Origin of the sequence: Pseudomonas sp. S30, assembly GCF_016518545.1 — a bacterium.
In the GTDB taxonomy this organism is placed as follows: Bacteria; Pseudomonadota; Gammaproteobacteria; order Pseudomonadales; family Pseudomonadaceae; genus Aquipseudomonas.
Map to the genome: position 1 here is coordinate 111,238 of NZ_JACVTO010000002.1, position 20,868 is coordinate 132,105.

The following is a 20,868-nucleotide window of genomic DNA, read 5'->3' on the forward strand; positions in this document are numbered from 1 at the left end:
AGTGAGAGTTAGGGCTCAAGCTTCTGCTGCCGATCATCAGTGCGAGTCCAGCCCAGCTTCGCAAAGTGCCGGGCAGTGGATAACTTGAATGTTGAGAAACGCGCCTGTGTCCGGGCACTTATCCACACACCATGAAAAAGCCGACTGATTCGCATCAGTCGGCCTGTGGATAACTTAGCTGTTGATAACTCAGTATTTCTTGATCTTCACGGGTCGCTTCCATCCATCGATGTTGCGCTGGCGCGCCCGACCGACCGCCAGCTGAGCCGGCTCGACCGATTGAGTGATGGTCGAACCGGCCGCAGTGGTGGCGCCATCGCTGACTTGCACAGGGGCCACCAGTGAATTGTTAGACCCGATGAACACGTCCTCCCCCAGCACCGTCATGAACTTGTTGGCACCATCGTAGTTGCAGGTGATGGTTCCCGCTCCGATGTTGGTGCGGGCGCCAACCTGCGCGTCGCCCAGGTAGCTCAAGTGACCGGCCTTGGCACCTTCGCCCAGGTGCGCGTTCTTCAACTCGACGAAGTTACCCACATGGGCCTTGGCCTCCAGCACGCTGCCGGGGCGCAGGCGGGCGAACGGACCGGCATCGCTGCCCTCGCCCATCACGGCGCCTTCGATATGGCTGTTGGCCTTGACGACCACGCCCTTGCGCAAGGTGCTGTTGCTGATCACGCAGTTCGGACCGATCTGCACATCGTCCTCGATGACCACCTTGCCCTCCAGGACAACGTTGATGTCGATCAGCACATCGCGGCCTACAGTTACCTCGCCGCGCACGTCGAAGCGGGCCGGATCGCGCAAGGTCACGCCCTGGGCCATGAGACGCCGCCCCTCGCGCAACTGATAGTGACGCTCGAGCTCGGACAGTTGGCGACGGTCGTTGGCGCCCTGCACTTCCATGGCATGATGCGGCTGCTCCGTGGCCACCACCAGTCCGTCCGCCACGGCCATGGCGATGACGTCGGTAAGGTAGTACTCGCCCTGGGCGTTGTCGTTGGACAGGCGTCCCATCCAGTCGGCCAGGCGCGCGGCCGGCATGGCGAGGATACCGGTGTTACCCTCCTGAATGGCCTTCTGGGCGTCACTGGCATCCTTGTGCTCGACGATGGCGGTGACCTGGCCTTGGGCGTCGCGCACGATACGCCCGTAACCGGTGGGATCGTCCAGGTTCACGGTCAACAGCCCCAGTTGACGCTCGCTCACCCTGGCCAGCAGCCGTTGCAGCGTTTCCACCTCGATCAGCGGAACATCGCCGTACAGCACCAGCACGGTGTCGGCGGTGATGGCCGGCAGCGCCTGGGCCACAGCGTGACCGGTGCCCAGCTGTTTGTCCTGCATGACGAAGTTCAGGTCGTCCGCCGCCAGACACTCGCGTACACGCTCGGCGCCGTGGCCGATCACCACATGAATGCCATTGGGCTCGAGCTGCCGGGCGCTGTGGATAACATGACCGAGCATGGAGTTGCCGGCCACCGGGTGCAGCACCTTGGGCAGCGCCGAGCGCATGCGGGTGCCTTGGCCTGCGGCAAGAATAACGATATCGAGGGACATTGACTGGCTACCAATCCTGGGCGGTCAGGGATGTGACCGAGGGGAAAATTCGGGAAAAGAAAAAGGGTAGCCGAGGCTACCCTTTAACTCAATCGCGATGCAGATGACCGGCCAAGCCGATCACTTGCCTCTGCGCATTTGCTGGACAGTACGCAGCTGAGCCGCGGCCTCGGCCAGACGTGCGGCAGCAGCGCCGTAGTCGAAGTCCGAGCCTTTGGTGTTCAGTGCGTTCTCGGCAGCCTTGAGGGCGGCCTGAGCCTGAGCTTCGTCCAGGTCGGCAGCACGTTGCACGGTGTCGGCCAGAACCTTGACCATGTTCGGCTGCACTTCGAGGAAGCCACCGGAGATGTAGTACACCTCTTGAGTGCCACCCTGCTTGGTCAGCGTGATCGGACCCGGCTTGAGATTGGTGATCAGCGGCGCGTGGCCTGGTGCGATACCCAGATCGCCCAGGTTGCCGTGCGCTACTACCATCTCGACCAGACCGGAGAAGATCTCTCCTTCCGCGCTGACGATATCGCAATGGACTGTCATAGCCATCTGCTTGCCTCAACCTGATTAGCGCCCCTTGCGGGGCGCCGGGATTACAGTTTCTTGGCTTTCTCGATCGCTTCGTCGATGCTGCCGACCATGTAGAACGCTTGTTCTGGCAGGTGGTCGTAGTCACCTTTGAGGATACCGCTGAAGCCAGCGATGGTGTCCTTGAGCGAAACGTACTTGCCTGGCGCGCCGGTGAAGACCTCGGCCACGAAGAACGGCTGCGACAGGAAGCGCTGGATCTTACGAGCGCGGGCTACCAGTTGCTTGTCGGTCTCGGACAGCTCGTCCATGCCCAGGATCGCGATGATGTCCTTCAGCTCTTTGTAGCGCTGCAGAACGTACTGGACCTGACGGGCAGTTTCGTAGTGCTCGGTGCCGATCACGTTCGGATCCAGCTGGCGCGAAGTCGAGTCCAGTGGATCGACCGCCGGGTAGATACCCAGGGATGCGATGTCACGGGACAGAACGACGGTGGCGTCCAGGTGGGCGAAGGTGGTGGCTGGCGACGGGTCGGTCAAGTCGTCCGCAGGTACGTAGACGGCCTGGATCGAGGTGATCGAGCCTTCCTTGGTGGAGGTGATGCGCTCTTGCAGAACGCCCATCTCTTCAGCCAGGGTCGGCTGGTAACCTACGGCCGAAGGCATACGGCCCAGCAGTGCGGACACTTCGGTACCGGCCAGGGTGTAACGATAGATGTTGTCGACGAACAGCAGAACGTCGTTACCTTCGTCACGGAACTTCTCGGCCATGGTCAGGCCGGTCAGCGCCACGCGCAGACGGTTTCCTGGTGGCTCGTTCATCTGACCGTAGACCAGCGCTACCTTGTCGAGAACGTTGGAGTCCTTCATCTCGTGGTAGAAGTCGTTACCCTCACGAGTACGCTCACCCACACCGGCGAACACGGAATAACCGCTGTGCTCGATGGCGATGTTACGGATCAGTTCCATCATGTTGACGGTCTTGCCAACACCGGCACCACCGAACAGACCGACCTTACCACCCTTGGCGAACGGGCAGACCAGGTCGATGACCTTGATGCCGGTTTCCAGCAGGTCGTTGCCGCCTGCCTGGTCAGCGAACGAAGGTGCTGGCTGGTGGATACCGCGACGCTCTTCTTCGCCGATCGGACCGGCTTCGTCGATGGGGTTGCCCAGGACGTCCATGATACGGCCCAGGGTCGCCTTGCCGACGGGCACGGAGATGGCCGCGCCGGTATCGACGACGTCCAGACCGCGCTTCAGGCCTTCGGTCGAGCCCATCGCAATGGTACGCACCACGCCGTCGCCCAGCTGCTGCTGAACTTCCAGGGTGGTTTCTGCGCCTTGAACTTTCAGCGCGTTGTAAACACTCGGCACGACGTCACGTGGGAATTCCACGTCGATGACGGCGCCGATGATTTGAACGATACGTCCGCTACTCATAGCTGGATCCTCTGAATATGTGAACCGTTAAACCGCGGCAGCGCCGCCGACGATTTCCGAGATCTCCTGGGTGATCGCAGCCTGACGCGCCTTGTTGTAGATCAGCTGGAGTTCGCTGATCAGGTCACCGGCGTTGTCTGTGGCGTTCTTCATGGCGATCATCCGGGCCGCTTGCTCAGCAGCGTTGTTCTCGACCACCGCCTGGTACACCTGCGACTCCACGTAACGCACCATCAAGCCGTCGAGCAGCTCTTTTGCGTCGGGTTCGTACAGGTAGTCCCAGTGGTGCTTGAGTTCCTGATCCGGGGTTGCCACCAACGGTACCAATTGCTCGACCGTCGGTTTCTGGGTCATGGTGTTGATGAACTTGTTCGAAACCACCGAAAGGCGATCGATGCGGCCGTCGAGGTAGGCGTCCAGCATCACCTTGACGGAGCCGATCAGATCGTTGATCGATGGCTCTTCGCCCAGGTGGCTGATCGCGGCTACGACGTTGCCGCCAAAGATGCGGAAGAAGGTCGCACCCTTGCTGCCGATCACGCACAGGTCGATTTCCACGCCCTGTTCGCGGTTTTCGTTCATGTCCTTGACCAGGGCCTTGAACAGGTTGGTGTTCAAGCCACCGCACAGACCACGGTCACTGCTCACCACGATATAACCGGCGCGCTTCACAGGGCGCTCGATCATGAACGGGTGGCGGTACTCGGGGTTGGCGTTGGCCAGATGACCGATCACCTGGCGGATACGCTCCGCGTAAGGACGGCTAGCAGCCATGCGCAGTTGTGCCTTGCGCATCTTGCTGACCGCCACTTTCTCCATGGCGCTGGTAATTTTTTGCGTGCTTTTGATGCTCGCAATCTTACTGCGAATCTCTTTTGCGCCTGCCATGTATCACCTATCAGGTTAGCAAGCGGGGGCATCGAGCCCCCGCTGCGGCTTACCAGGTCTGGGTGGCCTTGAACTTCTCGATGCCGGCTTTCATGCCCGCGTCGATTTCGTCGTTGAAGTCACCTTTCACGTTGATCTTGGCCAACAGCTCGGCGTGATCGCGGTGGAAGTAGGCGATCAGCGCTTGCTCGAAGCTGCCCACCTTGGAGACTTCTACGTCGGTCAGGAAACCACGCTCAGCGGCGTACAGCGACAGGGCCATGTCGGCGATCGACATCGGCGCGTACTGCTTCTGCTTCATCAGCTCGGTAACGCGCTGACCATGCTCCAGCTGCTTGCGGGTCGCCTCGTCCAGATCCGAAGCGAACTGGGCGAATGCCGCCAGTTCACGGTACTGAGCCAGTGCGGTACGGATACCACCGGACAGTTTCTTGATGATCTTGGTCTGAGCGGCACCACCGACACGGGATACCGAAACACCGGCGTTCACCGCTGGGCGGATGCCCGAGTTGAACATGGCCGATTCCAGGAAGATCTGACCGTCGGTGATGGAAATCACGTTGGTCGGAACGAACGCGGAAACGTCGCCCGCCTGGGTTTCGATGATCGGCAGAGCGGTCAGCGAGCCGGTCTTGCCGGTGACTGCACCATTGGTGAACTTCTCGACGTACTCTTCCGAAACGCGCGAAGCACGCTCCAGCAGACGGGAGTGGAGATAGAACACGTCGCCTGGATACGCTTCACGTCCTGGTGGACGGCGCAGCAGCAGGGAGATCTGACGGTAGGCAACGGCCTGCTTGGACAGGTCATCGTAGACGATCAGCGCGTCTTCACCGCGGTCGCGGAAGAATTCGCCCATGGTGCAGCCGGCGTAAGGCGCCAGGAACTGCAGTGCGGCCGATTCCGAGGCACTGGCGGCAACCACGATGGTGTTGGCCAGGGCACCGGCTTCCTCGAGCTTGCGCACGACGTTGGCGATGGTCGACTGCTTCTGGCCGACGGCCACGTAGACGCAGAAGATGCCGCTGTTTTTCTGGTTGATGATCGCGTCGACCGCCATGGCGGTCTTGCCGATCTGACGGTCACCGATGATCAGCTCGCGCTGGCCACGGCCAACCGGGATCATGGCATCGACCGACTTGTAGCCAGTCTGCACGGGCTGGTCGACCGACTTACGCCAGATCACGCCTGGAGCAACTTTCTCGACCGCGTCGGTCTCGGTGTTGTTCAGCGGACCCTTGCCATCGATCGGGTTGCCCAGGGCGTCGACGACGCGGCCCAGCAGTTCCTTACCGACAGGAACTTCCAGGATGCGGCCGGTGCACTTGGCGGACATGCCTTCGGCGAGCGAGGTGTAAGCGCCCAGTACCACCGCACCCACGGAGTCTTGCTCCAGGTTCAGTGCCATACCGTAGACGCCGCCCGGGAACTCGATCATTTCGCCGTACATGACGTCGGCCAGACCGTGAATACGCACGATACCGTCGGAAACGCTGACGACGGTACCTTCGTTGCGGGCTTGGGAGCCGACATCGAGCTTCTCGATGCGACCCTTGATGATTTCACTAATTTCGGAAGGATTGAGTTGCTGCATTGCTCTGCTGCCCCTTCAAACTCAAGATTTCAATGCTTCGGCCAGTTTCGCGATCTTGCCGCGAACAGAGCCATCGATTACCAGGTCGCCGGCGCGGATGACGACGCCGCCGATCAGGCTGGCATCCTCCGACGCGTGCAGGCGCACTTCCCGGCTGAGCCGTGCACTGAGAACCTTGGCGAGTTTGTCTTGCTGTTCTTGGTTCAACGCAAAAGCACTGGTGACTTCCACGTCCACGGATTTTTCCTGCTCGGCCTTGTACAGATCGAACAGCTCGGCAATCTCCGGCAGAAGCAGGAGACGGTCGTTTTCCGCGGCGACATGAATGAAATTCTGTGCCTGTGCATCGAACTTGTCACCGCACACTTCGATGAATGCGGCGGCCTTGTCTGCGCTAGTCAGTTGCGGGGCCTTGAGCAGGCGCTGCATGGTGCCGTCCTGCGACACCGCAGCAGCCAGGCCGAGCATGGCTGACCAATTGGCCAGTTGCTGCTGGGCCTGGGCGTGCTCGAAAGCTGCCTTAGCGTAAGGTCGGGCCAACGTGGTCAGTTCTGCCATGATCGCCCTCGCTTAAATTTCAGCGGCCAGTTTGTTAACCAGCTCCGCATGCGCGTTTTGATCGATTGTGGCGCCAAGGATCTTTTCAGCACCGCCAACGGCCAGGGCACCCACTTGGGCACGCAGGGCGTCTTTGACGCTGTTCAGTTCCTGTTCGATCTCGGCCTGAGCCTGAGCTTTCACACGGTCAGCTTCGACGCGGGCCTGATCACGGGCTTCCTCGACAAGCTGAGCAGCGCGCTTCTTGCTTTGCTCAATGATTTCGGCTGCCTGTGCTTTCGCTTCACGCAGTTGCTGACCCGCTTTCTCTTGGGCCAGCTCCAGGTCGCGAGCTGCGCGGTTGGCAGCGTCCAAGCCGTCTGCAATCTTCTTCTGGCGATCGTGCAGAGCAGTGATGACCGGAGGCCATACGTACTTCATGCAGAACAGCACAAAAATCAGAAAAGCAACGGATTGGCCAATCAGGGTTGCATTAATGTTCACGCCAACACCTCGCTCGGTCTTTGTCCATCACACCAATCAACTCGTGGGTACGAGTGATCAGCCGGCGATCTGACCAACGAAGGGGTTCGCGAAGGTGAAGAACAGAGCGATACCAACACCGATCATGGTGACGGCGTCGAGCAGACCGGCAACGATGAACATCTTGACCTGCAGCATCGGAACCATTTCAGGCTGACGCGCAGCGCCTTCCAGGAATTTGCCGCCCAGCAGGCCGAAACCAATGGCGGTACCCAGAGCACCCAGGCCGATCAGCAGAGCAACAGCGATAGCGGTCAGACCAACTACAGTTTCCATCTTTCCTCCCGACTTTTACGTCGTATTGGTTAGGTTTTTTAGATTGAAGCGGTAAAACAAATCGTTGAAACAACGGCCCTTGCGGACTTTTTCAGCCCTGCCCCGCAACCGGCGGGCAAGGCTATCAGACACGCCAGGCGGTCTTAATGGTTATCTTCGTGAGCCATCGACAGGTAGACGATGGTGAGCATCATGAAGATGAACGCTTGCAGGGTGATGATCAGGATGTGGAACACGGCCCACGCCCACTGCAGCACGATACCCAGGCCGCTGAGCCAGAGGATGCCGGCGCCGAACATCACGGCGATCAGGATGAACACCAGCTCGCCGGCGTACATGTTGCCGAACAGACGCAGTGCCAGTGAGATCGGTTTGGCGATCAGGGTGACGAATTCGAGCAGGAAGTTCACCGGGATCAGCAGGATCTGCAGGAAGATGTTCTTGCTGCCGAACGGGTGCAGGGTCAGCTCGCCGATGAAACCGCCGAAGCCCTTGATCTTGATGCTGTAGAAGATGATCAGCGCGAACACGCAGAAGGCCATGGCCAGGGTCGCGTTCGGGTCGGTGGTCGAGACGGCGCGGAACGGAATGTGCGGATCACCCGAGATCCAGACGGCCAATCGCGGAATCCAGTCGACCGGTACCAGGTCGATGGCGTTCATCAGGAACACCCAGACGAAGATGGTCAGCGCCAGCGGCGCGATCACCGCGCTGCGGCCGTGGAAGGAGTCCTTCACGCTGCCGTGGACGAAGTCCACCAGCACTTCGACGAAGTTCTGCAGCGCGCCCGGCTGACCGGAGGTCGCCTTCTTGGCCGCCATGCGGAAAATGAACAGGAAGATCAGACCCAGGGCCACGGACCAACCCAGCGTGTCCAGGTGGAACGCCCAGAAGCCCATCGCCTTGGCTTCTGCAGCCGAATGGGCGAAGCCCCAGCTGCCGTCTGGTAGTTGACCGTAGGTCAGGTTCTGCAAGTGGTGCTGGATATAGCCCGAAGCGGTTTCTGCTGCCATGGTTGCCTCAAACGCCCTAAGGTCTCGAAAGTCTTGTATTCATCAGCAGTGGCGCAAACCAGCTGACCATCAAGGTCAGCAGGAAGACGCCGAATACTGCTAACGGCGCCAGTGGCTTCACTCCTGCAAAGGTCAGTGCGAACAGCACTGCCGTCAAAATCAATTTGCCTGCCTCGCCTGCGTAGAACGACTTGACGATGGCCGGCGCCGCTCGGGCTCCGCTGAAGCGAAAAGCCTTCCAGGCGAAATACACGTTGGGCAGCCAGCCGATCAGGCCTCCACACAAGCCTGAATAACCGCTGACCTTGCCCTGCCATTGCCACAACACCAGGGTTGCCAGCAATACCACCCCAAATTGAGCCAGCAATACCGGGAAAACTGCCCAGCGATGGAAAGGCAGGCGGTTTGGCGTGCGGATTTCCATCGTTACTGCTCCTCGAAAGTCGACCGCCGCGTCAGCTGCGACTTGGCATAATTTGTGCCGACAAAATGCGCGCAGAGTATAGGGGTGGATGCCCCCCTATTCAACTATCGGGTAGTGATTTCCGACTGCGCGCTACAACGGGAATTGTTTCAGCGGATGTGGGCAAGTACGCCCTGAAGCTCGTCGAGCGAGTTGTAGCGGATGACCAACTGGCCCTTGCCCTTGTTGCCATGGCGGATCTGCACCGCAGAGCCCAGACGCTCGGCCAGGCGCTGCTCCAGGCGGGCGATGTCCGGATCAGATTTATCTGATTGTACCGGCTCAGGTTTACCGCTCAGCCACTGACGAACGAGTGCCTCGGTTTGGCGCACGGTGAGGCCTCGTGCGACAACATGTCGCGCCCCTTCTTCCTGACGATCGTCCGGCAGACCGAGCAGTGCACGGGCATGGCCCATTTCCAGATCGCCATGGGCGAGCATGGTCTTGATCGCTTCGGGCAGGGTGATCAGGCGCAGCAGGTTGGCCACGGTGACCCGCGATTTGCCCACGGCATCGGCCACCTGTTGCTGGGTCAGCTCGAATTCCTGTTGCAGCCGCTGAAGTGCCAGGGCTTCCTCCAACGGATTGAGGTCCTCGCGCTGGATGTTCTCGATCAGCGCCATGGCGATGGCCGCTTCGTCGGGCACTTCGCGCACCATGGCCGGGATGCTGTCCAGGCCGGCCTGCTGGGTCGCGCGCCAGCGCCGCTCACCGGCGATGATCTCGTAGCGCCCTTCACCGATAGGTCGCACCACGATCGGCTGCATGACGCCATGGCTGCGGATCGAGTGCGCCAGTTCCTCCAGCGCCTCGGGGTCCATGTCACGGCGCGGCTGGTACTTGCCGCGCTGGATCAGCTCGACCGGCAGGCGCTGCAGCTCGTTCTGGTCGATCTTGACCGCCTGCTCTTCGAGCGCGCTGACGGATGGACCACTGAGCAGTGCATCCAACCCACGTCCGAGACCGCGTTTCTTGATGGCCATGCGGATTCCTTAAGTTGTCTGTGCAGTGCGGGTTTGACGGCGCTGACGGCGCACCAGCTCGCCGGCCAGGGCCAGATAGGCGAGCGCGCCACGCGACTGCTTGTCGTAGGCCAGGGCGGGCATGCCGAAGCTCGGCGCCTCGGCCAGGCGGATGTTGCGCGGAATGACGGTATCGTACAACTGGTCGCCGAAGTGCTCCTTGAGCTGCGCCGAGACATCGTTGTTCAGGCTCAGTCGCGGGTCGTACATGGTGCGCAGCAGGCCCTCGATCTTCAGCTGAGGATTCAGGCGCGCGGCGATCCGTTTGATGTTATCCACAAGGTCGCTCAGACCTTCCAGTGCGTAGTACTCGCACTGCATGGGGATGATCACCCCGTCGGAGGCCACCAGTGCGTTGAGCGTCAGCATCGACAGCGACGGTGGGCAGTCGATGAGGATGAAATCGTAGTTGTCGCGAATCGGCGCCAGCGCGTTGCGCAGGCGACTTTCCTTCATCTGCATTTCCAGCAGCACCACTTCGGCCGCCGTCAGGTCACGGTTGGCCGGCAGCAGCTGGTAAGCCCCATGCTCGGAGTACTGCATGGCCTGGGCCAGATCGCATTCACCGATCAGCAGGTCGTACACCGAATGCTCGAGCTCGTGCTTGTCCACACCGCTGCCCATGGTGGCGTTGCCCTGTGGATCGAGGTCGATCAGCAGCACACGGCGCTTGGTCGCGGCCAATGAGGCGGCGAGATTGATGCAGGTGGTGGTCTTGCCGACACCACCCTTCTGGTTCGCGATCGCGAATACCTTAGCCATTGTTGCGTGTGTTCCCAGTCAAGCCTTGCGGCGCAGTATCAGCAGATGGCGCTGGCCCTGGCAACCTGGAACGGTCAGGGCCTGCTCGCTTTCCACTGTGAAGTCTGCCGGCAATGCTACCAGTTCATCCGCAGGATGCAGCCCTTTCATTGCAAGCCATTGAGTCTGGGTGTCGCCAAGGTGGCGAGTCCAGTTGGTGAAATTCTCCATACTGCTGAAGGCTCGGGAGATGATTCCGCAGAACGGGCGCTCAGGCTGCACCTCCTCCACGCGGCTGTGGATAACGTTCAGGTTATCCAGCTTGAGCTCCATCTTCACCTGGGTCAGGAAGCGGGTTTTCTTGCCGTTGCTGTCCAGCACGGTCACCTGCTTGTGCGGGTTCAGGATCGCCAGCGGAATGCCGGGCATGCCGCCGCCACTGCCGACATCCAGCCAGCGGGACCGGTCGCTGTGGATAAACGGCATGACGCTGAGGCTGTCGAGCAGATGCCTGGAAACCATCTCATCCGGGTCACGGACGGCGGTCAGGTTGTAGGCCTTGTTCCACTTGATCAGCAAAGCCAGGTAGGCCAGCAGTTGCTCCTGATGCCGGGCAGACAGCTTCACGCCTAGCTGGCGTGCGCCTGTGGACAACTCTTCGGCGTGTTGCGGGGTGACCAGTGAACTCAAGCGCTTTGCTCCAATTCGCGGCCGGCGCCGCGCTTTTTCAGGTGAATCAACAGCAGGGAAATCGCAGCCGGTGTGACACCAGGGATGCGTGAGGCCTGGCCCAAGGTTTCAGGTCGGGTCTGTCCAAGCTTGCCCTGGATCTCCTTGGAAAGCCCGGAAATTCCGGTGTAGTCGATATCCACAGGCAAGCGCGTGTCTTCGCTGGCGCGCAGGCGAGCGATCTCGTCCTGCTGACGGTCGATGTAACCGGCGTACTTGGTCTTGATCTCCACTTGCTCGGCCACCTGTGGATCGATGTCCTGGCCACCGGTGGCTTCGATCAGGCCGGCGTAGTCGATCTCCGGGCGTGCCAGCAGATTGAGCAGGCTGTACTCGTGCGCAAGCGGTGTGCCGAACTTGTCCACAACCGCTTGACCCTGGGGCGTACCGGGACGCACCCAGGTGCTCTTCAGACGTTGCTCCTCACGCTCGATGCCTTCGCGCTTGGCGCTGAACGCAGCCCAGCGCGCATCGTCGATCAGACCCAGCTCCCGCCCCTTTTCGGTGAGGCGAAGGTCGGCGTTGTCTTCGCGCAGGATCAGGCGGTACTCGGCGCGCGAGGTGAACATGCGGTACGGCTCCTGGGTACCCAGGGTGATCAGGTCGTCGACCAGCACGCCGATGTAGGCTTCATCACGTCGCGGGCACCAGCTGTCGCGACCCTGGGCACGCAAGGCGGCATTGGTGCCGGCCAGCAGGCCTTGGGCGCCGGCCTCCTCGTAACCGGTGGTGCCGTTGATCTGGCCCGCGAAGAACAGTCCGCCGATCACCTTGGTTTCCAGGCTGTACTTCAGGTCGCGCGGATCGAAGTAGTCGTACTCGATGGCGTAGCCCGGACGCACGATGTGCGCGTTCTCCATGCCGCGGATCGAGCGGACCAGCTCGAGCTGGACGTCGAACGGCAGCGAAGTGGAAATACCGTTGGGGTAAAGCTCGTGGGTATTCAGGCCTTCCGGCTCGATGAACACCTGGTGGCTTTCCTTGTCGGCGAACCGATGAATCTTGTCTTCGATGGACGGACAGTACCGCGGACCGACGCCTTCGATCACTCCGGAGTACATGGGCGAGCGATCCAGGTTCGAGGCGATGATGTCATGGGTGCGCGCATTGGTGTGGGTGATCCAGCAGCTCACCTGACGCGGGTGCATCTGAGCATTGCCCATGAACGACATGACAGGAATCGGCGTATCGCCGGGCTGCTCGGTCATGACCGAGAAGTCCACGGAACGCCCGTCGATGCGCGGCGGAGTTCCCGTTTTCAAGCGACCCACGCGCAAAGGCAGTTCTCGCATGCGATGGGCCAGGGCGATGGAGGGTGGATCACCGGCACGCCCACCGGAATGATTCTGCAGACCGATGTGGATAAGTCCGCCAAGGAAGGTGCCGGTGGTGAGTACCACCGCATCGGCGAAGAAACGCAGGCCCATTTGCGTGACCACGCCTTTGACCTGGTCCTGCTCTACGATCAGGTCGTCGCAGGACTGCTGGAATATCCACAGGTTGGGCTGGTTTTCCAGGATCTCGCGCACCACTGCCTTGTAGATGGCGCGATCCGCTTGCGCTCGGGTCGCACGAACGGCCGGGCCCTTGCGGTTGTTCAGGATGCGGAACTGGATACCGCTCTGGTCGGTGGCCAGCGCCATGGCGCCGCCCAGGGCGTCGATTTCCTTGACCAGATGGCTCTTGCCGATACCGCCGATGGCAGGGTTGCAGCTCATGTGGCCAAGGGTTTCCACGTTGTGGGTCAGCAGCAGGGTTTTCGCACCCATGCGTGCCGACGCGAGCGCAGCCTCGGTACCGGCATGGCCGCCGCCGATGACGATCACTTCAAAACGGGAAGGGAAATCCACCACGCACCTCGTGCCTGTTTTTGCGAATAGAGAAGGTAAGCAGACAAGTATAGGGGTTCAAGCCTGCCTAATGAAACCGGTTGAGCAAATTTTGACCAGTCTGTGGATGAGTGGCAGATAACAGAAATAGAAGAGGAAGAAATTAAAGAAGCTTTGTTTTTATGTTTATTCTTATGCAGGCCTCAGCCTGTGCATAAGATGATGTATCCCTTTGATGGCAAGGCTTTAGCCAATCTTGAACCCTGTAGAGAATGGCCCATGAGGGTTCTGGATAACGCCATTGGACCTGTGGATGAAATGTCTATTTATCCACATCGGCTATTTTGCACGTCAAAATCATGCTGTTATCAACGGGGCTCATGAAGGGTTTTCCACAGGGCTCCGATCTTCCACAGCCGGGTTTTGGGGAGCGCCATGGACAGCAACCGATTTTCCGCAGGCGAAAAAAAACCGCTCTGAAGTGAGCGGCTGGATAACCTGCGGACTCGTTACTTGCCGATGCAGAAGCTCGAGAAGATTCGCCCCAGCAGATCATCGGAGCTGAACGCACCGGTGATTTCACCCAAGGCCTGCTGTGCCTGTCGCAGATCCTCGGCCAGCAGCTCTCCGGCCCCTGCCAGGGTGAGCTGTGCATGGCCGTGAGCCAGATGCTCACTGGCATGCCGCAGGGCATCCAGGTGCCTGCGACGCGCGCTGAAGCTGCTCTCTGCGGTCTGTTCGTAACCCATGCAGGCCTTGAGGTGGTCGCGCAGCAACTCAAGGCCGTGCGCATCGCCCTTGGCGCTGAGTGTCAGGGTGACATGCCCGTCTTCGCTGGCCACCAGTGCTACCGGCTCACCACTGAGGTCCGCCTTGTTGCGGATGAGCGTGACTTTCGATGGGTCGGGGCGGTGATCGAGAAATTCCGGCCACAAGGCGAAAGGATCGCTGGCCTCGGGCGACGTGGAATCCACCACGAGCAGCACACGGTCGGCCTCGGCAATGGCCTTGAGTGCCCGCTCAACGCCAATCTTTTCCACATGGTCGTCGGTGTCGCGCAACCCTGCGGTATCCACCACGTGCAGCGGCATGCCGTCGATGTGGATATGTTCGCGCAGAATGTCCCGGGTGGTACCGGCGATATCGGTGACGATCGCGGCCTCACGACCCGCCAGCTGGTTGAGCAGGCTCGATTTGCCGGCGTTGGGGCGACCGGCGATCACCACGGTCATGCCGTCGCGCAGCAAGGCACCCTGCCCGGCCTCTCGCTGCACTGTGGATAACGTGCCCTGTACCGCTTCGAGCATCTTCAGCACATGGCCATCGGCGAGAAAGTCGATTTCTTCCTCGGGAAAATCGATGGCGGCCTCGACGTAGATGCGCAAGGCGATCAGCGCCTCGGTAAGGCTGTGCACACGCTCGGAAAAGGCCCCCTGCAATGATCGCAGCGCATTGCGCGCCGCCTGTGCGGAACTGGCCTCGATCAGATCGGCGATGGCTTCGGCCTGGGCCAGATCGAGCTTGTCGTTGAGAAACGCACGTTCGCTGAATTCTCCAGGACGCGCCAGACGACAGCCCAGCTCGATACAGCGCTGCAGCAACATGTCCATCACCACGGGCCCGCCATGACCTTGCAGCTCGAGCACATCTTCGCCGGTGAAGGAATTCGGACCCGGGAAGAACAGCGCGATGCCTTCGTCCAGCACCAGGCCGTCCTGATCGCGGAACGGGCCGTAATGGGCATGCCGGGCAGTCAGGCTACGGCCAGTGATGGCAGCCCCAGCCTGTCTGGCGATCGGTCCGGACAGGCGGACGATGCCGACGCCGCCACGACCTTGGGCGGTAGCGATGGCCGCGATGGTTTCACGCACTGGGTTCATGCTCGGCACCTCTGCAACGAATTCGTCGGATAGCAAAACGCCCCACGAGGGGGCGTTTTATTCACAGGCAAATGGCTTTGCCCGTCAAGCGGCAGCCTTGTTGGCGGCTGCCTGGATGCTGCGGGTGATGTACCACTGCTGTGCGATCGACAGGCAGTTGTTCACAACCCAGTACAGCACCAGGCCCGCAGGGAACCAGAGGAAGAAGAAGGTGAAGATGATCGGCATCATTTTCATCACCTTCGCCTGCATCGGATCTGGCGGAGTCGGGTTCAGACGCTGCTGGATGAACATGGTCGCGCCCATGATGATCGGCAGGATGAAGAACGGATCCTTGATCGACAGGTCGGTGATCCACAGCATCCAGGGGGCCTGGCGCATCTCGACGCTTTCCAGCAGCACCCAGTACAGGGCCAGGAACACCGGCATCTGCACCAGGATCGGCAAGCAGCCGCCCAGTGGATTGATCTTCTCTTTCTTGTACAGCTCCATCATCGCCTGGGACATCTTCTGGCGATCGTCGCCGAAGCGTTCCTTCAACTGGGCCAGCTTGGGCGAAACGGCGCGCATACGTGCCATGGAACGGTAGCTGGCGGCCGACAGCGGGAAGAACAGGCCCTTGATGAGCATGGTCAGCACGATGATCGACCAGCCCCAGTTGCCCAGCAGGCTGTGGATATGTTGCAGCAGCCAGAAGATCGGCTGGGCGATGAACCACAGGAAGCCGTAGTCGACGGTCAGTTCCAGGCCTGGGGACAACTCCTTGAGCTTGGACTGGATCTTCGGACCAGCATAAAGCATCGCGCTGGTCTCGGCCTTGCCGCCGGCCGGTACGTTCAGCGCCGGGCCGGTGTAGCCGATGATGTAATTGCCCTGGCTGTCCTTGCGGGTCTGGACGACGTTGTTGTCCGATTTGGCCGGAATCCACGCCGTCACGAAGTAGTGCTGCAGCCAGGCGACCCAACCGCCAGACACCGTTTCCTTCAAGCTGCCCTTGTCGATGTCCTTCATCGACACCTTCTTGTAGGGCTCCGAACTTGTCCACAGGGCAGCGCCCAAGTAGGTCGCAGTACCCGTGGCGGTGCTGGAAGACGGATCGGAACTGGCATCGCGCTTGAGCTGGGCGAACATGTTGCCAGTCCAGGGCGTGGCGCTCTGGTTGTCGATCAGGTAGCTGACGTTCAGGTCGTACTCACCGCGCTTGAAGCTGAAGCGCTTGATGTAGTTGACGCCGTTGTCGCTGAACTTCAGGTCGACCACCAGCTGATCCTGGCCATCGGTCAACTGATAGCTCTTCTGCTCGGCTGCATACAGGGGCCGGCCGCTGGAGCGTGCGTCCGGACCATTGGTGCCGGTCAGGCCGCTTTGTGCCAGGTAGGTGCGCTCGCCGCCGTTGTCGAACAGCTGGAAGGCGATGTCCGGATGATCCTGACGACGGGGGTATTTAGGCAGAGTCAGCTGGACGATATCGCCGCCGACCGGGTCGATAGCCAGGTCCAGGACATCGGTCTTGACCCGGATCAGGTCCTTGCTGACCGCGACTGGCGCAGGTTCAGCGGGGCTGGCGTCGGCATTGGCGCTCGGCACATCGGCGCTGGCGCCGGTGCTGCTGTTGGAGGCAACGGTGTCCGGCAGCGCCGGTGCAGCGTTGTTCGCAGCAGTGTGCTGAGTCGGCAAGGCTGCCTGACCGTAGTCCTGGTTCCACTTGAGGACCAGCACGTAGGACACGATTGCCAGGGCGACGATCAGGATCTTGCGTTTAATATCCATGATTACTCGGCTATCGAAGAAGTTCGGGGGGAAGACGCAGGCGGGACGGGATCGAAACCGCCGTCGTTCCATGGATGACAGCGACCCAGGCGACGAACGGCAAGCCACCCACCACGCAGAAGGCCATGGGTTTCAATGGCTTCATAGGCGTAACAGGAGCAACTGGGATAGAAACGGCAGTGACTGGCCATCAGAGGACTAATGGCGTAACGGTAGAACTGGATCGGAACGAGGGCCAGTTTACGCATCGTGTCTGTCTATCCGTTCGGCATCGGCAGGTACCGCTGGAGAGGGCCGACCGCGAGCCAGGCGCTTCCAGAGCTTGCCGAAATGTTGGTGCAATTCCGGGTTTTCCACATCGCCCAGGCCCTTGCGCGCGACGATCACGATATCCAGCCCGGCCAGACTGCTCTGGTTCAGACGGAACGAGTCGCGCATCAAGCGTTTGAGGCGATTGCGCTGAACGGCGAGTTTGACGCTCTTCTTGCCGATCACCAAGCCGAGGCGTGGGTGATCCAGGCCGTTCTCGCGGGCAAGGATAAGCAGGTTTTTCCCTGGGACCTTGCCGGTCGGAGAGTCGAAGACTGCTTTGAAGTGCCGGGGTGTAAGCAGTCGCTTTTCCCGACTGAAGTCCTGACTCACCACCTGTGCCGGAAAATCAGATTGCCAGACGCTTACGGCCTTTGGCACGACGACGCGACAGGACGGCGCGGCCGTTCTTGGTGGCCATACGGGCACGGAAACCGTGGGTGCGCGCGCGCTTGATGGTGCTTGGTTGGAAAGTACGTTTCATGGCGTGTTACCTGGGTTGTCGACGACGGGCCGGGATGGCCCCCTTTTTAAGAGACCGGCGATTCTAGAGAAAGCAAGGCAATAGGTCAATTTCCAACCAGCATTCCTTATAGCGCGTTCGTCGTGCCGGCTACTCATCAGGTCGATGCCTGTCAGCCATTGGGACGAGTCGAGCGAGATGGGCAGGCATTATGAAAAATAGGAAAGGCATATATAAAGCTTTTCTGAAGAACTTATAGATCTTATGTGGACAGCTTTCTGTGGATAACCATCTGTAGCCCTCTATCCATGGGCTGTACAGAAAACTGAAAGTCTGTCTGAAAGACGTGCTGCGGCTGTGCTGAAGCCGCGCACAGGCTGTGGATATAATGGTTGTTTACCCACAGCTGAAATATCCACAGGCTTAGAGGAGGGGTTGTGCATAGCCCTCATGCGAGGTTATCCACAGGGCTCAATTGATTGAATTGAAGGCGTTTCAGCCGTGAATTGTCCGTAACGACCTGCGCCAAACCGCTTCTACATGTGGATAACTGCGGCCCTGACCGGTACAATGGCGGTTTGTTTTTGCCTCATCCGGCTTTCAACTCAGGGGATATCCGTGTCAGTGGAACTTTGGCAGCAGTGCGTGGAGCTTCTGCGCGATGAGCTGCCTGCCCAGCAATTCAACACCTGGATCCGTCCGCTACAGGTCGAAGCCGAAGGCGACGAGTTGCGCGTCTATGCGCCTAACCGATTCGTTCTCGACTGGGTCAATGAAAAGTACCTGGGGCGGCTGCTCGAATTGTTGGGCGAGCAAGGCAGTGGTCTGGCGCCTGCGCTTTCTCTGTTGATCGGCAGCCGTCGCAGCTCGGCACCCCGTGCGGCTCCCAACGCGCCGGTCAGTGCAGCGGTGGCCGCGTCCCTGGCCAAGCATCAGTCCCAACCTGTGCCGCCAGCGCCGGTTCCCTCGGTGCCCGCTGTCACCGAGCCAGAACCGACTCCTGAAATCGAGTTGCCCGCTGCTCAAAGCGCCTATGCCGAACCGGCCGAAGCAGTGGCCACGCCAGCGCCTCCGGCTCGTACCGAACAACGCACCGTTCAGGTGGAAGGTGCACTCAAGCACACCAGCTACCTCAACCGTACCTTCACGTTCGAGACGTTCGTCGAGGGCAAGTCGAACCAGTTGGCGCGCGCCGCCGCCTGGCAGGTCGCCGACAACCCCAAGCATGGCTACAACCCGCTCTTCCTTTATGGGGGCGTGGGCCTGGGTAAAACGCACTTGATGCATGCTGTGGGTAACCACCTGCTCAAGAAGAACCCGAACGCCAAGGTGGTGTACCTGCACTCCGAGCGTTTCGTCGCCGACATGGTCAAGGCGCTGCAGTTGAATGCAATCAACGAGTTCAAGCGCTTCTACCGTTCGGTGGATGCTCTGCTGATCGACGACATCCAGTTCTTCGCGCGCAAGGAACGCTCCCAAGAAGAGTTTTTCCACACCTTCAACGCACTTCTGGAAGGAGGTCAACAGGTCATTCTCACCAGCGACCGCTATCCGAAGGAGATCGAAGGCCTAGAAGAGCGTCTGAAGTCACGTTTCGGTTGGGGCCTCACGGTGGCGGTCGAGCCGCCCGAGCTGGAGACGCGGGTCGCGATCCTGATGAAGAAGGCCGATCAGGCCAAGGTCGAACTGCCCCATGACGCCGCGTTCTTCATCGCCCAGCGCATCCGCTCCAACGTTCGAGAACTCGAAGGCGCGCTCAAGCGTGTGATCGCCCACTCCCACTTCATGGGGCGCGACATCACCATCGAGCTGATCCGTGAATCGCTGAAGGACCTGCTCGCTTTGCAGGACAAGCTGGTCAGTGTGGATAACATTCAGCGCACCGTAGCCGAATACTACAAGATCAAGATCTCCGATCTGCTGTCCAAGCGCCGCTCGCGCTCGGTAGCCCGTCCACGCCAGGTCGCGATGGCGCTCTCCAAAGAGCTGACCAACCATAGCCTGCCGGAAATCGGCGATATGTTCGGCGGACGTGACCACACCACCGTGCTGCACGCTTGCCGCAAGATCAACGAACTCAAGGAATCCGATGCGGACATCCGCGAGGACTACAAGAACCTGCTGCGCACGCTGACCACCTGATGGGTGCCGGCGCAGCTTATTGAAGGCAAGGGATCAGACCATGCATTTCACCATTCAACGCGAAGCCCTGTTGAAACCCCTGCAACTGGTCGCAGGCGTCGTCGAGCGCCGCCAGACCTTGCCGGTACTCTCCAATGTCCTGCTGGTGGTTCAAGGCCAGCAGTTGTCGTTGACCGGCACCGACCTGGAAGTCGAACTGGTTGGCCGCGTGCAACTGGAAGAACCCGCTGAACCCGGCGAGATCACCGTACCTGCGCGCAAGCTGATGGACATCTGCAAAAGCCTGCCCGGCGATGTGCTGATCGATATCAAGCTGGATGAACAGAAGTTGCTGGTCAAGGCCGGTCGCAGCCGTTTCACGTTGTCGACCCTGCCCGCCAATGACTTCCCCACGGTCGAAGAAGGTCCAGGCTCACTCACCTGCAACCTGGAGCAAAGCAAACTGCGTCGCTTGATCGAGCGTACCAGCTTCGCCATGGCCCAGCAGGACGTACGCTACTACCTGAACGGCATGCTGCTGGAAGTCTCCACCGACACTCTGCGAGCCGTGGCCACCGATGGCCACCGTCTGGCGTTGTGCGCCATGCAGGCGTCCATCGGTCAGGCAGATCGGCACCAGGTGATCGTGCCGCGCAAAGGTATCCTTGAACTCGCACGTCTGCTCACCGATCCAGAGGGTATGGTCAGCATCGTACTGGGCCAGCATCACATTCGCGCCACGACTGGCGAGTTCACCTTCACCTCGAAACTGGTGGATGGCAAGTTCCCCGACTACGAGCGTGTATTGCCCAAAGGCGGCGACAAGCTGGTCATCGGCGATCGCCAGGCCTTGCGTGAGGCGTTCAGCCGTACCGCCATTCTTTCGAACGAAAAGTACCGGGGCATTCGCCTGCAACTGGCTTCTGGCCAACTCAAGATTCAGGCGAACAACCCTGAGCAGGAAGAGGCTGAAGAGGAAATCAGCGTCGACTACGAAGGTGGGTCCCTGGAGATTGGCTTCAACGTCAGCTATCTGCTCGACGTGCTGGGCGTGATGACCACCGAGCAGGTCCGCCTGATTTTGGCCGATTCCAATAGCAGTGCCTTGCTTCAGGAAGCCGGCAATGACGACTCGTCTTATGTTGTCATGCCGATGCGTCTGTAACCGTAGC

Annotated in this window: 21 protein-coding genes; 2 read left to right on the forward strand and 19 right to left on the reverse strand. The window is 60.2% G+C overall.

The window, feature by feature from the left end; all coding sequences use genetic code 11:
* Window positions 1–189 precede the first annotated feature (189 nt).
* The 19 genes from glmU to rpmH all read right to left on the reverse strand — a co-directional run bounded on the left by glmU (window position 190) and on the right by rpmH (window position 17,596).
* Entirely contained in the window at window positions 190–1,557 is a 1,368-nt protein-coding gene (glmU, locus tag IAE34_RS03330) for a bifunctional UDP-N-acetylglucosamine diphosphorylase/glucosamine-1-phosphate N-acetyltransferase GlmU (protein WP_200137434.1), read from the reverse strand.
* Window positions 1,558–1,677: 120 nt separating this feature from the next.
* The gene (locus tag IAE34_RS03335; protein ID WP_200137435.1) at window positions 1,678–2,097 is read right to left on the reverse strand and encodes a F0F1 ATP synthase subunit epsilon; all 420 of its coding nucleotides are present in this window, start codon (window positions 2,095–2,097) and stop codon (window positions 1,678–1,680) included.
* Window positions 2,098–2,141: 44 nt separating this feature from the next.
* Window positions 2,142–3,518: a F0F1 ATP synthase subunit beta gene (gene atpD, locus IAE34_RS03340; RefSeq protein ID WP_200137436.1), complete on the reverse strand. Its 1,377-nt coding sequence runs from the start codon at window positions 3,516–3,518 to the stop codon at window positions 2,142–2,144.
* Window positions 3,519–3,545: 27 nt separating this feature from the next.
* Window positions 3,546–4,406: a F0F1 ATP synthase subunit gamma gene (gene atpG, locus IAE34_RS03345; protein WP_051096516.1), complete on the reverse strand. Its 861-nt coding sequence runs from the start codon at window positions 4,404–4,406 to the stop codon at window positions 3,546–3,548.
* Window positions 4,407–4,455: 49 nt separating this feature from the next.
* Window positions 4,456–6,000 (reverse strand): F0F1 ATP synthase subunit alpha, encoded by a 1,545-nt coding sequence (gene atpA / locus IAE34_RS03350; RefSeq protein ID WP_200137437.1) that lies wholly within the window; start codon window positions 5,998–6,000, stop codon window positions 4,456–4,458.
* Between the two features lie 21 nt (window positions 6,001–6,021).
* Window positions 6,022–6,558 (reverse strand): F0F1 ATP synthase subunit delta, encoded by a 537-nt coding sequence (locus IAE34_RS03355; protein ID WP_200137438.1) that lies wholly within the window; start codon window positions 6,556–6,558, stop codon window positions 6,022–6,024.
* A gap of 12 nt (window positions 6,559–6,570) precedes the next feature.
* On the reverse strand, window positions 6,571–7,041 hold the full coding sequence (locus tag IAE34_RS03360; protein WP_200137439.1) for a F0F1 ATP synthase subunit B: 471 nt from the start codon (window positions 7,039–7,041) through the stop codon (window positions 6,571–6,573).
* Window positions 7,042–7,098: 57 nt separating this feature from the next.
* Window positions 7,099–7,356 carry a F0F1 ATP synthase subunit C gene (atpE, locus tag IAE34_RS03365; RefSeq protein ID WP_003097235.1) on the reverse strand — a complete coding sequence of 86 codons (258 nt, stop codon included), beginning with the start codon at window positions 7,354–7,356 and terminating at the stop codon, window positions 7,099–7,101.
* Window positions 7,357–7,499: 143 nt separating this feature from the next.
* Entirely contained in the window at window positions 7,500–8,369 is an 870-nt protein-coding gene (gene atpB, locus IAE34_RS03370; RefSeq protein WP_200137440.1) for a F0F1 ATP synthase subunit A, read from the reverse strand.
* Between the two features lie 16 nt (window positions 8,370–8,385).
* The gene (locus tag IAE34_RS03375) at window positions 8,386–8,793 is read right to left on the reverse strand and encodes a F0F1 ATP synthase subunit I (protein WP_200137441.1); all 408 of its coding nucleotides are present in this window, start codon (window positions 8,791–8,793) and stop codon (window positions 8,386–8,388) included.
* Window positions 8,794–8,942: 149 nt separating this feature from the next.
* Window positions 8,943–9,815, reverse strand: coding sequence for a ParB/RepB/Spo0J family partition protein (locus IAE34_RS03380; RefSeq protein WP_200137442.1), 873 nt, complete (start codon window positions 9,813–9,815; stop codon window positions 8,943–8,945).
* A 9-nt stretch (window positions 9,816–9,824) separates the two neighbouring features.
* A complete protein-coding gene (locus IAE34_RS03385; protein WP_200137443.1) occupies window positions 9,825–10,616 on the reverse strand; it encodes a ParA family protein in 792 nt (263 codons plus the stop codon).
* 18 nt (window positions 10,617–10,634) lie between these two features.
* On the reverse strand, window positions 10,635–11,285 hold the full coding sequence (gene rsmG / locus IAE34_RS03390) for a 16S rRNA (guanine(527)-N(7))-methyltransferase RsmG (RefSeq protein ID WP_200137444.1): 651 nt from the start codon (window positions 11,283–11,285) through the stop codon (window positions 10,635–10,637).
* A complete protein-coding gene (gene mnmG / locus IAE34_RS03395; RefSeq protein WP_200137445.1) occupies window positions 11,282–13,174 on the reverse strand; it encodes a tRNA uridine-5-carboxymethylaminomethyl(34) synthesis enzyme MnmG in 1,893 nt (630 codons plus the stop codon). The genes rsmG and mnmG overlap by 4 nt, the downstream gene beginning before the upstream one ends.
* Before the next feature lie 488 nt (window positions 13,175–13,662).
* Window positions 13,663–15,033, reverse strand: coding sequence for a tRNA uridine-5-carboxymethylaminomethyl(34) synthesis GTPase MnmE (mnmE, locus tag IAE34_RS03400; RefSeq protein ID WP_200137446.1), 1,371 nt, complete (start codon window positions 15,031–15,033; stop codon window positions 13,663–13,665).
* 84 nt (window positions 15,034–15,117) lie between these two features.
* Window positions 15,118–16,803, reverse strand: coding sequence for a membrane protein insertase YidC (yidC, locus tag IAE34_RS03405; RefSeq protein WP_200137447.1), 1,686 nt, complete (start codon window positions 16,801–16,803; stop codon window positions 15,118–15,120).
* Window positions 16,804–16,805: 2 nt separating this feature from the next.
* Window positions 16,806–17,051: a membrane protein insertion efficiency factor YidD gene (gene yidD / locus IAE34_RS03410; protein WP_200137448.1), complete on the reverse strand. Its 246-nt coding sequence runs from the start codon at window positions 17,049–17,051 to the stop codon at window positions 16,806–16,808.
* Window positions 17,044–17,448: a ribonuclease P protein component gene (gene rnpA / locus IAE34_RS03415; RefSeq protein WP_200137663.1), complete on the reverse strand. Its 405-nt coding sequence runs from the start codon at window positions 17,446–17,448 to the stop codon at window positions 17,044–17,046. Before rnpA ends, yidD begins: the two co-directional genes overlap by 8 nt.
* A 13-nt stretch (window positions 17,449–17,461) precedes the next feature.
* The gene (gene rpmH / locus IAE34_RS03420; RefSeq protein ID WP_003253163.1) at window positions 17,462–17,596 is read right to left on the reverse strand and encodes a 50S ribosomal protein L34; all 135 of its coding nucleotides are present in this window, start codon (window positions 17,594–17,596) and stop codon (window positions 17,462–17,464) included.
* A gap of 597 nt (window positions 17,597–18,193) precedes the next feature.
* Here rpmH and dnaA point away from each other — a divergent pair.
* Both dnaA and dnaN read left to right on the forward strand, forming a co-directional pair.
* Complete coding sequence (gene dnaA, locus IAE34_RS03425; RefSeq protein ID WP_200137449.1) at window positions 18,194–19,717, forward strand: chromosomal replication initiator protein DnaA; 1,524 nt, start codon at window positions 18,194–18,196, stop codon at window positions 19,715–19,717.
* Window positions 19,718–19,757: 40 nt separating this feature from the next.
* Window positions 19,758–20,861 carry a DNA polymerase III subunit beta gene (gene dnaN / locus IAE34_RS03430; RefSeq protein ID WP_200137450.1) on the forward strand — a complete coding sequence of 368 codons (1,104 nt, stop codon included), beginning with the start codon at window positions 19,758–19,760 and terminating at the stop codon, window positions 20,859–20,861.
* Window positions 20,862–20,868 lie beyond the last annotated feature (7 nt).

Coding starts and splice junctions, on each gene's coding strand:
- glmU (WP_200137434.1), bottom strand. CDS start 1,557: ATGTCCCTCGATATCGTTATTCTTGCCGCAGGCCAAGGCACCCGCATG.
- IAE34_RS03335 (WP_200137435.1), bottom strand. CDS start 2,097: ATGGCTATGACAGTCCATTGCGATATCGTCAGCGCGGAAGGAGAGATC.
- atpD (WP_200137436.1), bottom strand. CDS start 3,518: ATGAGTAGCGGACGTATCGTTCAAATCATCGGCGCCGTCATCGACGTG.
- atpG (WP_051096516.1), bottom strand. CDS start 4,406: ATGGCAGGCGCAAAAGAGATTCGCAGTAAGATTGCGAGCATCAAAAGC.
- atpA (WP_200137437.1), bottom strand. CDS start 6,000: ATGCAGCAACTCAATCCTTCCGAAATTAGTGAAATCATCAAGGGTCGC.
- IAE34_RS03355 (WP_200137438.1), bottom strand. CDS start 6,558: ATGGCAGAACTGACCACGTTGGCCCGACCTTACGCTAAGGCAGCTTTC.
- atpE (WP_003097235.1), bottom strand. CDS start 7,356: ATGGAAACTGTAGTTGGTCTGACCGCTATCGCTGTTGCTCTGCTGATC.
- atpB (WP_200137440.1), bottom strand. CDS start 8,369: ATGGCAGCAGAAACCGCTTCGGGCTATATCCAGCACCACTTGCAGAAC.
- IAE34_RS03375 (WP_200137441.1), bottom strand. CDS start 8,793: ATGGAAATCCGCACGCCAAACCGCCTGCCTTTCCATCGCTGGGCAGTT.
- IAE34_RS03380 (WP_200137442.1), bottom strand. CDS start 9,815: ATGGCCATCAAGAAACGCGGTCTCGGACGTGGGTTGGATGCACTGCTC.
- IAE34_RS03385 (WP_200137443.1), bottom strand. CDS start 10,616: ATGGCTAAGGTATTCGCGATCGCGAACCAGAAGGGTGGTGTCGGCAAG.
- mnmE (WP_200137446.1), bottom strand. CDS start 15,033: ATGAACCCAGTGCGTGAAACCATCGCGGCCATCGCTACCGCCCAAGGT.
- yidC (WP_200137447.1), bottom strand. CDS start 16,803: ATGGATATTAAACGCAAGATCCTGATCGTCGCCCTGGCAATCGTGTCC.
- yidD (WP_200137448.1), bottom strand. CDS start 17,051: ATGCGTAAACTGGCCCTCGTTCCGATCCAGTTCTACCGTTACGCCATT.
- rpmH (WP_003253163.1), bottom strand. CDS start 17,596: ATGAAACGTACTTTCCAACCAAGCACCATCAAGCGCGCGCGCACCCAC.
- dnaN (WP_200137450.1), top strand. CDS start 19,758: ATGCATTTCACCATTCAACGCGAAGCCCTGTTGAAACCCCTGCAACTG.